Genomic DNA, 14,083 nt, shown 5'->3' with positions numbered 1-14,083 from the left:
GTCAGGTGTACTGCATCGCATCACTGTGCTTGCGTGCCTTGATGGTCGCGGGTACCCCTACTGCCAGGCAATTGTCCGGCACATCGGTCAGCACCACCGCGTTCGAGCCTATCGCCACGTTGTTACCGATGCGTATATTGCCCAGCACCTTGGCGCCAGCGCCGATGTCGACGTTGTTGCCGAATACCGGGGCAATGGGTTCGTCGACATTCTTCAGGCCTACCACCACGCCGTTGCGGATCCGGCAATCGTCGCCAAAACGCGCATAGCCACTGATGACGATGCCGCCGAAGTGGTCGATGACGAAATTGCGGCCAATCACCACCTCGCAGGGCAGCTCGACCCCGGTGATGATCTGCACGAACTTGAACAGCACCTTGTAGACCAAGGAGCACGGTTTGCGCAGCAAGGCCGGGCGCACGCCATAGCGCCAGCGGCCAAAGCGGTAGACCAGCAGTACCCAGAACCCCTGGGCGCCCCAGTCACCACCATGAGCGCGCAAGTCTGCACGGATGTTATCGAACATGGTTTCACCTACCGTGTGGGCTGGCTGGCAAACTGGGTCTTGAACAGCAGTGACCAGGTGGCGCGGGTATGCCGCCAGCACGCCTTGATCGCGGCCAGGCCGCGGCCCTTGAGCAATGCCTTGAGCGCCAGCACCAGGTCGCCCAGGCTCACCAGCAGCATGTGCAAGGCCAGCCCCGCTGCACCGTGATGCTTGCGGAAATACAACAGTTCGCTTTCGATCTGGTAGCCGGAGATCTGCCGGCTCGCCGCTTCCAGTTCAGCCACCGACTTGGAGCTTTCTCCGCCGATGTGCACCACGGTGGTATCGGGGAAGTACACCACTTTCCAGCCGGCCGCTTTTACCCGCTTGCAATGGTCCACTTCCTCGTAATAAAGGAAGTAGCGCGGGTCGAACAGGCCTACCTGATCCAGCACTTCGCGGCGCACCAGATAGAAGCAGCCGGGCAGCCAGTCACACTCACGCACCGAGGCGTGGTCCCAGTCCATTTCATCGACCATTTTCAGCCCGGGGAAGAAACGCTGGAGCCCGGTGCGCCCGACGAACACGTTCAAGGGGGTCGGGAAATAGCGACAGCTCGGCTGCAGGTCACCCTCCCGGCCCACCAGGCGTACCCCCAGAATGCCGCACTCAGGGTGTGCGTCCATGTAGTCGATGGTTTTCTGCAGACTGTCGGCGGCCACAAAGGCGTCAGTGTTGAGCAGCAGCGCGTACTTGCCCTGCAAGTGTGCCAGCAACTGGTTGTTGGCGCGGCCGAACCCGACATTGAGCTTGTTGCTCAACAACAGGGCTTGCGGGCAGACCTTGCCCAGACGCTCCACAGAATCGTCAACCGAGGCATTGTCCACCACCAGGTAGCTGGCCAATGCCTCACCCCCTGCGGCGCGCAGCGCATCGAACATCGGTTGCAGCAACGCTGCGGTGTTGAAGTTGACCACCATCACGTCGACAGGCTTCTTATCCATTGCTGCCGTCCCCGAAGAAATAGCGACGCCTGTGCATCGCCAGGGTTGACTCCAGCGACGGGTCGAAGGAGCCTTTGCGTTGCTTGATCAGGTCTATCCAGGGGTAGGCGTTGCAGCGCGCTTCGACCCGCTTGATCAGGTCTTCGGTGGTACAGATGAACTTGGCCGGGTTGCCGCCGACCACCGTCCCGGGCGCTACGTCTTTGGTCACCACCGCACCGGCAGCCACCACCGCATCTGGCCCGATGGTCACTCGCGGCATGACGATTGCGCCGTGGCCCACGAAACTGTTGTCCTTGACGTCGATGACACCGACCGAGTCGAGCTTTCTGCCATAACAGAGTTCGATCAGCGCCACCACGCCGTCATGGCCAATCAATGTGCAGTCGGACAAGCCGACGTTATTGCCGATGCGTACCAGGGCCGGGTCGGTGACGTTGCAACCGACATTCATGTGAAAGTTGCTGCCCACCGAATAGAACTTGCCCCATCGATGCTGAAACTCGCCCCACTGCCGCGGAGTGGGTTTACAGAGTTTCAGGTAGGCCGTCACGCCCCGCCCGGTGGTGTTGGCATAATGCGCCACTGCACTGCGTATCCATCCAAACATATGGCAAGCCTCGCAAATCAAGCAACCCTGGACTGTCCCTGAGGCGAACACGGTCTCGTTCTTGTGAGTGTTGACCCTGTTGCACTCAACCCTTGCACACCGCTGTTTCAGTTCAACCGGCTCAGGCCGCCGCCTTTGCCGCACGCATCTTCTCGTTGAGGTGGTCGGCCAGCCTCAAGGCGAATTGCAGCAGTGGCATGGTCGGGTTCGAAGCCCCGCCGGTAGCGAACACGCTGCTGCCGGCGACATAAAGGTTTTCAATGCCAAACACCTTGCAGTTGGTATCGACCACCCCGTCCTTGGCATTGGCCGCCATCCGCGTGGTGCCCATGTGATGCGCATGCGGTGACAACCTCAACGGCAGGCTGGTGTCGTAGACGTAGTCGTTCAGTTTGACGAAACCCAGGCCCATTTCTGCGAACTGCTTGGCCAGTTCACTGCCGATGCACTTGATCGTGTGCCGGTCGCTGGCGCTCAGTACCCAGTTGACGTTGACCTTGGCCACCCCCAGCTCGTCCTGCTCGTCCAGCAGCGATATGCGGCTCTGCACGTTGGGGAACTGCTCGATCAGGGTGCTGATCACGCCATCGCCGGGGCAGCTGAACTTGGCAACGAATTCGATCTTGCTGGCCACGCCCATTTCGCAGGCCAGGTTTTCCAGGAAGTACTTCACCTCAGCCGTACGCCCGTAGGTGCGCACATCGGCCAGCACAGACGCCAGGACATTGCCTTTACCGGCGTGATACTCGGCGACGAAGGCATCGGTGGTGAAATACTGGCGGGGCTCCGTGTCTTCGCCGCTGCGCAGGACGAAGGTACCCATGTCGATATTCAGGTGCTCCATGAAGCACCGCCCAACCAGCCCGTCCTTGTGCACCACGCCGGCCTGCACCAGCGACTGGCTGTTTAGCAGTTGCCTGGCGTTTTCAATGGCCCCCATGGCGAGGATGTAATTGCGCGCGTTGACAGGCTGGCGCTTGCCGTCGTAGTCGGAAACCTGCACGGCCTTGAGCTGCCCAGCGGCCTGATCGAACAGCAGGTCGACACAGTTGCAGTTGATGAATACATCCAGCCCAGGCGTTTCGTTGAGCGCCGTGGCGTACTTCTGCGCAAAGCGCGTTGGCGGGCTGAGCAGAAAGCGGTCGGCATCGAAATCTCCACCGTTGAGGCCTGCATTCACCGCGCGAAATTCCGCGCCCTGTGGCAGATCGACGATTTCCATGGCGCCTGGCAGATAGCGTTCGACTTCCGCATAGGGGATTGGCCAACCCGGCATGTCGACGGGTGGTGGCACGGCAAAATCAGAAGCAGTGAAAGGCCGGCAGCGGCCCATCCAGTGATTGGAGGTGCCGCCCAGGTAACGCAGGCGGGCTTCCCCGGGGTACAGCTCGAGGCCAGTGGAGGTGCACTTGTACAGCGCCTGCGAGCGCGGCGTGTATTCGCGCCCGCCACCTTCGAGCAAGGCTACGCTCCAGCCGGCCGCGGCCAGGCGCAACGCCAGGGTGATCCCCGCAGGGCCTGCGCCCAGGATGCAGAAATCGTAGGCGTTTCGCAGGCTTTTGTCGGCGTCGTAATCCTTGATCATGAGCGTCCATCCTGGAAGTATCCGACCGGCAATACCCAACCATTGATGATGACGAAACCGCCCTTGGGCTCAGGGTTGGGCGCTGCCCTGGCGTTGGCGCAGACACCGAACACGGCCGCCCCGGCACTCAACAAGACACAACTGCGAACAAAGCTTCTGCGCCCCAGCGAAGAAGTACAAAACTGCAGCTTCCCCATGATCACAGCCCCATACCGTTGGTTTTTTCTTATGCCCCGCGCACTGCTGCGGGCCTTGCCGGGCGACCATCAGGATCAATCGGAAACGCGCGTCAACAAGGCACCCCTATCGCAATCATAGGCATAACCAACGCCACTCGCCTGTGCTGGAATGTTCGCATCGCCATGACTCCAATCGACTGCATGACTTCAATCTCCGACCGAATGGCTAGAAGTCACTATAGTTTCATTTAGCCACGATGCTAGCCTTCATCCAGCCCACCGAGGGATAGGTGCCTACAGCCCATGCCAGAACATTTGCGAGCCCTGGTCGTCATTCTGCTTGTGGCCAGTGTGGTTTTCTTCATGGCCCGCCGTCCGGCGGCCGATCTGATCGCCGTTGCGGACTTCAAACGGCGCCGCAATCTATGGTTCACCCTGACCCTGATGGCGTTCTTCGCCCACAGTTTCTGGGTGTATGCCGCAGCCGCCACGGTCATCCTGCTGGTCGCCAGGCGACGTGAGCACAACCCGCTGGCGCTGTTTTTCATGCTGTTGTTCCTGATCCCGCCGGCCATGACCGAAATACCTGGCTTTGGCGTGATCAACTACCTGTTCGACATCAATCACCAACGGGTACTGACCCTGTGCGTACTGCTCCCGGCTGCGCTGGTGCTGAGCAGGCAAAGCGAGAGCGTTCGCTTCGGCCGGCTGCTGCCCGACAAGCTGCTGCTGGCCAGCCTGGTACTGACCAGCGTGCTGGCGCTACGCGAGACGACGGTCACCGACACGCTGCGCCAGGTGTTGAGCCTGTACATCGATGTGTTTCTGCCCTACTACGTGGCCAGTCGTGGCTTGCGCGAACTCAATGACTTCAAGGACGCCATGCTCGCGTTCGTCCTGGTTGGCTTCCTCCTGGCGCTGCTCGGGGTCGCCGAGTATGTCCGTCACTGGCTGCTGTACAACGCCCTGCTCGATGCCCTGGGCCTGCAATGGGACATGAAGGCCTACCTGAGCCGTGGAGGCTCGCTGCGAGCCAGTGTCACCACCGGCCAGGCCATCGTGCTCGGCTACGTGATGGCGGTGGCCGTGGGTTTGTTCCTGTTCGTCCAGCACTTCGTGCAGCGGCCTGCGCACCGCTACCTGGGCGCCCTGCTCCTGGCTGCCGGGCTGTTTGCGCCACTGTCGCGCGGCCCGTGGATCGGCGCCGGGGTGATCGTGGTGGTGTTCATCGCCCTGGGCCGGCACGCGGTGTCACGCCTGGCATTGCTGGCCCTGGCCGGCGTATTGAGCATACCGCTGCTGAGCGTGATGCCCGGTGGCGACAAGATACTCGACCTGCTGCCCTTCATCGGCAAAGTGGACACAGAGAACATCACCTACCGCCAACGCCTGCTCGACAATTCGTGGATCGTCATCCAGCGCAATCCGCTGTTCGGCTCCTTCGATTACCGCAGCACCCCGGAAATGCAGTCCATGATCCAGGGCGAAGGGATCATCGACATCGTCAACACCTACGTCGGCCTGGCCCTGCGCATCGGCTTGGTGGGACTGGGGCTGTTCCTCGGCTTTTTCGCCTGCATCCTGCTGGGTATCTACCGGGCGGTACGCGCGATCAGCGATAACGCTGACCCATACCGCCTGCTGGGGCGTGTGTTGCTGGCGACCTTGCTGGGGATCCTGGTCACCATTTTCACCGTCAGCAGCATCACCGTCATCCCGATCGTGTACTGGTCGATAGCCGGGCTCAGCGTCGCCTACATACAGATGATGCGCCGACAGGCCATTGAAGAGCCCCGCCAGGTGACCACCATCAGCCTTCAACCGAGGTAGTTCGATGCCCAGCCTTGCCCTGTGTACATGGACCCGCACATCGCTACTGGTCGGCCTGCTGGCATTGCCAGTGGGCGCCTGGGCATCCGAGTGGGTAGTGCGTGTCGACGAACAGAATGGCCTGCCCACATTGACCCACGGGGGTGGCCCGACGTTTGTTTCCAGCTTTGACTTCTGGGGCGCGAACTGGGGCTGGACCGGGTTCTATCCGACGCTCAAGGTCGATGGCCCCTACCGTTACATGCTGAGCGGCACCAACAAGGACCTGGACTTCGACCTCAAGGCCGTCATCCACAAGCCCCAGGCACAAACCCTCAGCTGGGACTTCGACCTGCAGGCGCACAGCCGGCAGAGCGACGTGATGGGCGGCGGTATCGTCTGGCGCTTCGACCCCACACTGATTGCCGGGGAAATGGGCGACCCGGTGCTGTTGCCCGACAACCGCGGCTGGGCGTGGGGCAAGAACCCCCAAGGGCCGCACGTCGAAATGCGCTTCGATCCACCGCTGGCCAAGGTCTATTTCGAACGCGGCAACACCGACCAGGTGCGCACCTTCTTCTACACCGACCCGATCAAGCCTGGGCAGCAGCAAATCAAGGCGCAACTGAGCGTGACCGGGGATATCACCATCGGCCAGACCGCCACGGAACGCTTCGGCATGAGCGACCCCACCACCTGGCCAGATGACCAGCTCGACTGGCGCACCTCGCCGGTTGACCTGTCGTTCCTCAACGCGCCGGAGAAACCGGCCGGCAAGCGCGGCTTCGTCAAGGCCGAGGGTGAGCAGCTGGTGTTTGCCGACGGCACACCGGTACGCTTCTGGGGGACCAACCTGTCGGCCTATTCGCTGTTCCGTACGCCCGACGAGGAAATCAGGCTGCAGGCCAAGCGCCTGTCGGCGCTGGGTTTCAACCTTGTGCGCCTGCACCATCACGACTCCCCTTGGGTGACCCCCAACATTTTCGGCGACCTGCAACAGATCAAGGACACGCAAACGCTCAGCGCCGAGTCGTTGAAGAAGATCGACCTGTGGATCAAGAGCCTCAAGGACGAAGGCATCTATGTCTGGCTCGACCTGCATGTGTCGCGGCCAGTCACGGCCGCTGACAACATTTATGGCTTCGACGAGTTGCCCAAGGACCATGGTGTCGCCGGCCTCAAGGGCTACCTGTTCGTCAACACCAGCATGCAGCAGGCCTTGAAGCGCTTTGCCGAACAGTACCTGACCCACGTCAACAGCTACACCGGGCTGGCCTACAAGGATGACCCGGCGATTGCCGCCGTGCTGATCACCAATGAGAACGACGTCACCCACCACTTTGGCAACGCGCTGCTACCCGACAAGGATGTACCCAGGCACAGCAAGCTCTACATGGACCAGGCCAAGGCCTTTGCCGAGCGCCATGACCTGCCCGCAGACAAGACCTGGCGTGCCTGGGAGCATGGCCCTTCGAAGCTGTTCCTCAACGACCTGGAGCAGCGTTTCTATGCCGACATGATCGGTTACCTGCGCACGCTGGGCGTCAAGGTGCCGATCGCCACCACCAGCACCTGGGGCCTCAATGGCTTGTCCTCGCTGCCTGCACTGACTGCAGGTGATGTGGTCGACGCCCACAGTTACGGCGGCCTCGGCCAACTGGAAAAGAACCCGCTGAGCAGCGACGGCATGATCAACTGGCTGGGTGCGGCGCAAGTACTGGGCAAGCCGATGACCGTCACCGAGTGGAACGCCGAACCCTTCCCCCTGCCTGACCGCCACACGCTGCCGCTGTACGTGGCCGGCACCGGCAGCCACCAGGGTTGGGACGCGATCATGCAGTACGCCTACAGCCAGCAGGCATTCTTCGAACAATGGCGCCGGGCCGACAACTGGAACGCCTACAACGACCCAGGGCTGATCGCCACCCTCCCCGCCGCCGCCCTGCTCTATCGGCGCCAGGACGTGCACCAGGCCAAGACCCGCTACGTCTTTGCGCCCACGGCAGAAACGCTGTTCAACCAGGACATCTCGCCGGCCAATTCGGTGATGTTGCGCACGGCCATGGAAAAAGGCCGCCTGCAGATCGCCATGCCGCACACCCAGCAGTTGCCGTGGCTGCAGGCCGGCACGCTGCCGGCCGACGCGCAGGTGCTGAAAGACCCGGGGCAGTCACTGATCGAAGCCAATGCCAGCGAAGCCGTAAGCGACAGCGGCGAGCTGCGCCACAACTGGCAGCAGGGCCTCTACACCATCGATACGCCCATGACCCAAGCGGCGAGCGGCTGGCTGGGCGGCCAGTCGCTCAATGTCGGCGACATTCAGGTCCAGCTGAAAACCGGCTATGCCAGTGTCGTGGTGCAAAGCCTGGACAGCAAGCCGCTTGCCCAGTCGCGCAGCCTGCTCATTTCACTGGGCAGCCGCGCCATCCCCAGGCCCGAAGACGTCACGCCCTTCCATGTCGAACCACTCGAGGGCAGCCTGAGCATCAAGGCGCCGGCAGGCCTGAAACTCTACAGCCGCAGCAGCGATGGCAAGGAAAATGCCTTGCCGGCGAGCTACAAGGATGGGCGCTACCTGATCACGTTCGATGGCCAGCACATGGCCAACTGGCTGTTCTTGAAATAGGGCATATCGCCATCTACAGTCATTGAAGCCCTGTACGCCAGGCATTCAACGCTGCGTCTGTTCCAGGAGGATTGGATGAAGTATCTGGTTGTCGGTGGTGCAGGTTATATCGGCTCACACATGGTCAAGCACCTGCTGCGTGCCGGCCATGACGTGGTGGTGGCAGACCTCGAGGCGCCGGCATCCGGCGTCGAATGGGTGTGCCTGGACATCGCCGACGGCCACGCGCTGGACACCCTGTTCGGCGATTACCACTTCGAGGCCGTGTTCCACTTCGCCTCGTTCATACAGGTCGGCGAGTCGGTGGCAGACCCCGACAAGTACTACCTGAACAATGTCTGCTCGACCCTCAGCCTGTTGGAGGCCATGGTACGGGCAGGCATCAAGCGGCTGATCTTCTCCTCCAGCGCCGCCGTATATGGCGACCCTCTGTCTGTTCCCATCGACGAGCAACACCGCAAGCTGCCGATCAACCCGTACGGGCGCACCAAGTGGATGGTGGAGCAGATGCTCGAAGACTTCGACCGGGCCTATGGCCTGCGTTCGGTCAGCTTGCGCTATTTCAATGCCGCAGGCGCTGACCCGGACGGTGAGCTGGGTGAATGCCACGAGCCGGAAACCCATCTGATTCCATTGATCCTGCAGGCGGCCTCCGGGCGGCGCGAGGCCGTGACCGTGTTCGGCCATGACTACGACACCCCGGATGGCACCTGCATCCGCGACTATATCCACGTTGCCGACCTGGCTTGCGCGCACGCCCTGGCCGTGGAGTACCTGCAGGCCGACGGCGCGACGACGGCGTTCAACCTGGGCAACGGGTTGGGGTTCTCGGTGCAGGAAGTGATCGATACTGCGCGGTCGGTTACCGGGCGGCAGATCAATGTGATCGAGGCCCCCCGCCGCGCTGGCGACCCGCCCCGGCTGGTGGCGGATGCCGAGAAAGCCAGGTCCGTGCTGGGCTGGCAGCCTGAGCTCAGGTCACTGGATGAGATCGTCAGTCATGCGTGGGCATGGGAGTTGAAGTATCCCTGGAGGTGACAGCCAGCCCCTTCACGGTTGCTCGACGCGAAGGGGCCACCTCTCACTCAATAGTAGGTCCGCAGTTGCTCATCCGCCTTGTTCAACACCGCTCCCACCAGGTTCGATGAAGCCAGGTGATACAGGCAATCCTCGATGTCCTTCTTGCTGTTCATGCCATTGGCCACCACCAGCAGCACGCAGTCGAACCGCGGCAGCACGGTGATCGCGTCGTCCGAACTCAGCAGTGGCGGCAAATCGAAGATGCAGATCCGCGATTCATAACGGTCGCGCAGTTCGCCGATCAGGGTGTTCACCTTGGGCGACGACAGTACCTCGGTAGACATCGGTACCGGCTCGCGTGTCGGCAGCACGACGAAGCGTGGCAGGGTCGGATTGACCAACGCCTCTTCGAGCCAGGCCTTGCCATCGAGCACGTCGTTCAGCGCCTTCTCCATCGGCAAGCCGAGGCTGCTGCCAACCCGTGGGCGACGCAGGTCGAAGTCCACCAGCAAAGCGGTCTTGTTGGTGTGGTGGGCGATACTCATGGCCAGGTTGACCGCCAGCACCGTCTTGCCCGCCTCGGGGGTTGGCGAAGTAATCGCCAGGGTGCGCCAGCCATTGTCCTCCATGGCCTGCAGCACCTGGGTGCGCAGCAGATCGATCGCCCCGCTCAGGTTCGAGTTCTTGTTGAAGGAAACGATCCGGTTGCGCTCCAGGTGGTCCGCATTCAGCGGCACCACCTTGGTCTGCACATAATCGAACAGCCCGAGTTCCCCGGGTTTGTCCATGACCGATGGCACCTGCGCCGTATCGGACGTGGCTGGCGAAACCTGATGAATGTTCTTACCAATAGCCGGCGTACTTCTGTCCATCGCTGCGCTCCCTATTCAAACCGAGCCATAGCTTTGAAAAGCAGGAGGTCCAGAGGCATGTAGAACATGTGGACACCCACCAACAGGATAGCAACCACCAGCAAAGCGGCCGCGACCATCATGGTCAGCAGCCGCTTGCGCCTGGCCTTTTCCGCCTTGGTCGCGATATACGGCACAGCCACCAGCACGCGCCGGCCCAGTACGCTCTCCAGGGCACCGACACCGCGCACGCGCTGATTGAGCATTTCCAGCAGCATCACCAGGCCACCGCCAGCGGCCGGGGCCAGTACCAGGCCAAGGGCGACGATCTTCTTGCGGTTGGGTTTGACCGGTTTTTCCGGCATCAGCGGCGGCTCCAGCAGCACGAAGCGCTCGGCCTTGTTCTCCTGCTCGAGGCTTTCGGTGATTTTCGCGCCCATTTCCTTGTTGCGGATTTCCTCGTACTTCTTGCGCGCGTTGTCGTGATCGCGCATCAACGTCACCAAGCCGCGCTCGACTTGCGGTGCCTCGAGGATATCGGCCTCGTAGCCTTCCATCTTGGTGGTCAGCTGGCGCTTCTGCTCGGCCAGCGAGGCGATGCGCGATTGCGCGGCAGCCATCTTGGTACGGACCCTGGCGGCATCCAGGTTGGTGGCTCCCGCGGCGGCGATCCCCTGGTCGCCAGAAGCCTTGAGCGCGTCGATCTTGCGCTTGACCGCCACCACATCCGGGTGCGCTTCAGTGTACTTGGTCAGCAGGCGTGCATACTCCGCCTTCAGGCCTGGCAGGTCTTGCGGATCGGGCGCAACGGCCCTGCCGTTGGCCGTCTGGGCCGGCGCGCCGGCGTTGGCTGCGGCCAGCTCCAGCTCCAGGTAGCGCAGTTCTTCCTGCGCAGACTTGTAGTCGCGGTCCACTTCGCGGAACTCAAGCTCCGAACGCGAGAGCATGCTCATGCGCAGTTGCTGGTTCTCGGGCAATGCGTTGGCGTGGGTCTGCTTGAAATCGGCCAGCTGGTTTTCCAGGTCGGCCAGCTCGGCACCAAGCTTGTTGGCTTCCTGGGTGAGGAATTCGGTGGTTTCGGTGGCGCGTTCGGTGCGCTGCTTCATGTTCTCGTTGAGGAACAGCGACACCAGTTCGTCAGCCACTTCCTTGGCCACTTCGGCGCGTTTGTCTTCGTAGGAAACCGTAAAGGCCACGGTGGCCTCGCCGCGCCCCTTGACGTAGGTGCTGAGCGTGGCGACCACGATCGCACTGCGCATCTGCTCGATCTTGTCGGTTTCGCTGAAGCGGCTGCCGCGGTCGGCGAACAGCTTGTACTTGTCGATGATCCGCAGCAGGTTCTCGCGAGTCATCACTCGCTGGCGGATGACCTCGATACGCTCATCGGCAAAGGTATTGTTGCCGGCCGAGACCAGGTCCGGGGAGATCTGCTGCGACTCCACCAGAATGGTCCCGGTCGACTGATAGATCGGCGGAACGCTGATCGCCACCCCGATGGTTGCGGCCACCACGACCACTATGACGATCCCCAGCAACAAGGCACGGTCCTTGATGATGGCGATGTAATCTTTGATAGAGAGCTCGTACTCAGATTTCATAGTGGCCACCAATCCGAAATTCAGATGTCGGGGTATCGGTACGTCAGCGTCAAACCAGCGATGGTAGCGTCGGCATTGGGCAGGCCCTTTTGCTGGCGCTCCTTGTACAACAACGAAAACCGCAGGTCCCAGGCCGGCGAAAACGCCCGGCTGGCCCAGACGCTGTAGGTTTGCAGGGTATTGGGGTTCTGCCCTTTGCTGTCCTGCCACCAGGCGTCTGCGCCGACCCGGGTGGTTTCAGTGAGCAGGTAGCTCCAGCTGCCACGCACCATGTCCATCTCGGCGGCACCGCCCTGGGCGTTGGACATCGTGCTACGGTCGGCACTGAAACTGGCCTCGTGGCGTGAGCCGCGGTAGGTCAGCGATGCGCCGCCTTCACCACGGCGCTGAGTCCCGGCACCGTTGGTCTGGTTGACCCCGACATGCATGGCGCCGACCAGGCTGTCGGAGAACTGGTACTTCAGACCGATGCTGGGGACATAGCTGTTGGTGGCGACTGCCGTGGTGGTGTCATCCGGCTCGTAACGCCGCGCTTCGAAACCGGTGATGATGTCGGTACGTTCGCTCCAGGCGTACGTCCAGGTGAAATCGTTGGCGTACTCGTCGTAACCGGTCAGCGTACTGATGTTGTAACTGGCGTGGGAGTAGCGAAGTTCGTTGGCCAGGGTGCTGCGCTCGGTTACCGCGCTGCTCCAGTTGCCTGTGAGCCGTGACATCTTCTGGGTGCCGTCGGTGGTGGTCACCACGCCGGTATCCTGCACCGCGCCGGAAAGCGTCGAGCTTTCATCGTACTGCGCCAGAAGGCCAAAGCCACCGCTTTCGGTTTCGCGTTGCCAGCCCAGGCTCAGGTTGGGGTCTTCACGGTCATCCATCACCGAACGGTCGGATGAGCGCAGCACATGCATGCCCACGCCCATGCGCAGCTGGTCGCGATCGAACTGACCTACAAGGGTGTAATCAGGCGCAATGATGGTACGCGTCACACCTTTCTCCTTGGAGGTAAGGAGCAATGGGTTGCTGTCGTACTCGACAGTCGTGGGAACCTCGACTGAAGACTGCCAGTTGGCGGCATCAACCACCCCGGAGAACGGCATCATCATGATTGCCGTTACAACACTCGTCGTTTTATTGATAGGCACAAGTCGTTCTTAATTATTAGGAGAGTCAGGGTACGACCAGCGTATCGCCAGCCTGAAGTTGGAAGTTGGTGGACATGTCACGCCCAGAAACCAGATCCTTGTAACGCACCGGCATGACCTTTTGGCCGCGGATGACCTTGATGGCACTTTCGTCGGCGAATTTGTCCATTCCACCCGACATGCTCAAGGCCTGAAGCACCGCCGTAGGGCCTGCCATCGGCACCGGGCCGGGCTTGATCACTTTGCCTTGAACATATACCAGGTTACCCGCGGTGCTGGTGACGACCACGCTGACATTTGGCTGGGCCAGGTAAGGTTTCAACGCGGTCTCGATTTTCTTTGCCACGGCGGTGGCTTCAAGGCCGGCAACATCCACACGCCCTGCCAGCGGGAAAGTGATACTGCCATCGGGAAGAACAACGGTTTCCTGGCGCAGGGTGTCTTCCTGCCACACCGAGATCATCACCTTGTCACCGGGGCTTAACAGGTAAGTCGAGGAGGACGTGTCGGCGGCGGCGCTGCCAGAGCCGACTACCAGGGCGCAGAGAACGGACATCAGCAAACGTACCATGAGGGATCCCTCCGGCCAGTCGGCCCAGGTTAAGAGCACTGAATGAGTACAACGACGAACCTCTCGCTCCGCTTCGCAGCCCGTTTGCTGCGACGGCCACACCCATCCTGGAGGCGCTTTGCCGCGATGCCGCCCTGCCTGCCTGTTTATCGACTGTTCGCGTCGAGGACGCTGGCTACTGGAATATAGCAACAGCTGTAAAATTGACAAGCATCGGCCACCCCGAAAAACATAAACGTCCACGCTTTAGCGTCAACGCATTGGCGTCGCGATAAAACCGAAGCAACTTAGATCTTCTTTCTATTGGCCACCGCGATGAAACCGATCACGGCGGCGGCGAACAACCAGCCCGCCGTGGACAGCGGCACAATAGTGTTTTCCGATAAATAAGAATCCGCCGCTCGCGCTGCACCAGTCAATAACACCAACAGGAAGAAAGACTTGATGAGCAAGGTCGAGCGCATATTCGTCACCTTCAAAGAGGAACGTTGTTATTTATTGGCGGAAGACTGGATCGCTGTTGATTTGAGCTTATGGGCACAATGATATTACGTCAATGATCCGACACCATAATAAATCTCAATTGGACAGGGCTGGCAGAGTC

Annotated in this window: 12 protein-coding genes; 3 read left to right on the top strand and 9 right to left on the bottom strand. The window is 61.2% G+C overall.

Annotated features, from left to right (window positions below):
• Nucleotide 1: 1 nt before the first annotated feature.
• From ACTORR_RS27665 to ACTORR_RS27650, 4 genes are all read right to left on the bottom strand, one after another.
• A complete protein-coding gene (locus tag ACTORR_RS27665; RefSeq protein WP_054885423.1) occupies nt 2-526 on the bottom strand; it encodes a serine O-acetyltransferase in 525 nt (174 codons plus the stop codon).
• Nucleotides 527-534: 8 nt separating this feature from the next.
• Nucleotides 535-1,491 carry a glycosyltransferase family 2 protein gene (locus ACTORR_RS27660; RefSeq protein ID WP_054885424.1) on the bottom strand — a complete coding sequence of 319 codons (957 nt, stop codon included), beginning with the start codon at nt 1,489-1,491 and terminating at the stop codon, nt 535-537.
• Nucleotides 1,484-2,101, bottom strand: coding sequence for an acyltransferase (locus ACTORR_RS27655; RefSeq protein ID WP_054885425.1), 618 nt, complete (start codon nt 2,099-2,101; stop codon nt 1,484-1,486). The genes ACTORR_RS27660 and ACTORR_RS27655 overlap by 8 nt, the downstream gene beginning before the upstream one ends.
• Nucleotides 2,102-2,222: 121 nt before the next feature.
• Nucleotides 2,223-3,686 (bottom strand): FAD-dependent oxidoreductase, encoded by a 1,464-nt coding sequence (locus ACTORR_RS27650; RefSeq protein WP_054885426.1) that lies wholly within the window; start codon nt 3,684-3,686, stop codon nt 2,223-2,225.
• A gap of 482 nt (nt 3,687-4,168) precedes the next feature.
• Between ACTORR_RS27650 and ACTORR_RS27645 the strand changes: the two genes are divergently transcribed.
• From ACTORR_RS27645 to galE, 3 genes are all read left to right on the top strand, one after another.
• On the top strand, nt 4,169-5,695 hold the full coding sequence (locus tag ACTORR_RS27645) for an O-antigen ligase family protein (RefSeq protein WP_313364343.1): 1,527 nt from the start codon (nt 4,169-4,171) through the stop codon (nt 5,693-5,695).
• A 4-nt stretch (nt 5,696-5,699) separates the two neighbouring features.
• A complete protein-coding gene (locus ACTORR_RS27640; protein ID WP_441344094.1) occupies nt 5,700-8,300 on the top strand; it encodes a glycosyl hydrolase family 5 in 2,601 nt (866 codons plus the stop codon).
• A gap of 75 nt (nt 8,301-8,375) precedes the next feature.
• Complete coding sequence (galE, locus tag ACTORR_RS27635) at nt 8,376-9,338, top strand: UDP-glucose 4-epimerase GalE (RefSeq protein ID WP_313364345.1); 963 nt, start codon at nt 8,376-8,378, stop codon at nt 9,336-9,338.
• 47 nt (nt 9,339-9,385) lie between these two features.
• On the opposite strand, the gene ACTORR_RS27630 is transcribed toward galE, so the two are convergent.
• From ACTORR_RS27630 to eppA, 5 genes are all read right to left on the bottom strand, one after another.
• Nucleotides 9,386-10,192: a CpsD/CapB family tyrosine-protein kinase gene (locus ACTORR_RS27630; protein ID WP_313364346.1), complete on the bottom strand. Its 807-nt coding sequence runs from the start codon at nt 10,190-10,192 to the stop codon at nt 9,386-9,388.
• A gap of 11 nt (nt 10,193-10,203) precedes the next feature.
• Nucleotides 10,204-11,769: a GumC family protein gene (locus tag ACTORR_RS27625; RefSeq protein ID WP_313364347.1), complete on the bottom strand. Its 1,566-nt coding sequence runs from the start codon at nt 11,767-11,769 to the stop codon at nt 10,204-10,206.
• A gap of 20 nt (nt 11,770-11,789) precedes the next feature.
• Nucleotides 11,790-12,908: a hypothetical protein gene (locus tag ACTORR_RS27620; protein ID WP_054885432.1), complete on the bottom strand. Its 1,119-nt coding sequence runs from the start codon at nt 12,906-12,908 to the stop codon at nt 11,790-11,792.
• Between the two features lie 25 nt (nt 12,909-12,933).
• Nucleotides 12,934-13,479: a polysaccharide biosynthesis/export family protein gene (locus ACTORR_RS27615; RefSeq protein ID WP_054885433.1), complete on the bottom strand. Its 546-nt coding sequence runs from the start codon at nt 13,477-13,479 to the stop codon at nt 12,934-12,936.
• Between the two features lie 287 nt (nt 13,480-13,766).
• Nucleotides 13,767-13,943, bottom strand: a complete 177-nt coding sequence (eppA, locus tag ACTORR_RS27610) for an EPS-associated small membrane protein EppA (protein ID WP_177332388.1) — start codon at nt 13,941-13,943, stop codon at nt 13,767-13,769.
• Nucleotides 13,944-14,083 lie beyond the last annotated feature (140 nt).

The sequence above is a fragment of the Pseudomonas sp. SAR267 genome, from assembly GCF_052077595.1.
Lineage (GTDB): Bacteria > Pseudomonadota > Gammaproteobacteria > Pseudomonadales > Pseudomonadaceae > Aquipseudomonas > Aquipseudomonas vlassakiae.
Note: the sequence above shows the minus strand (reverse complement) of the source record. Positions and strands in the feature narration are given on the sequence as shown.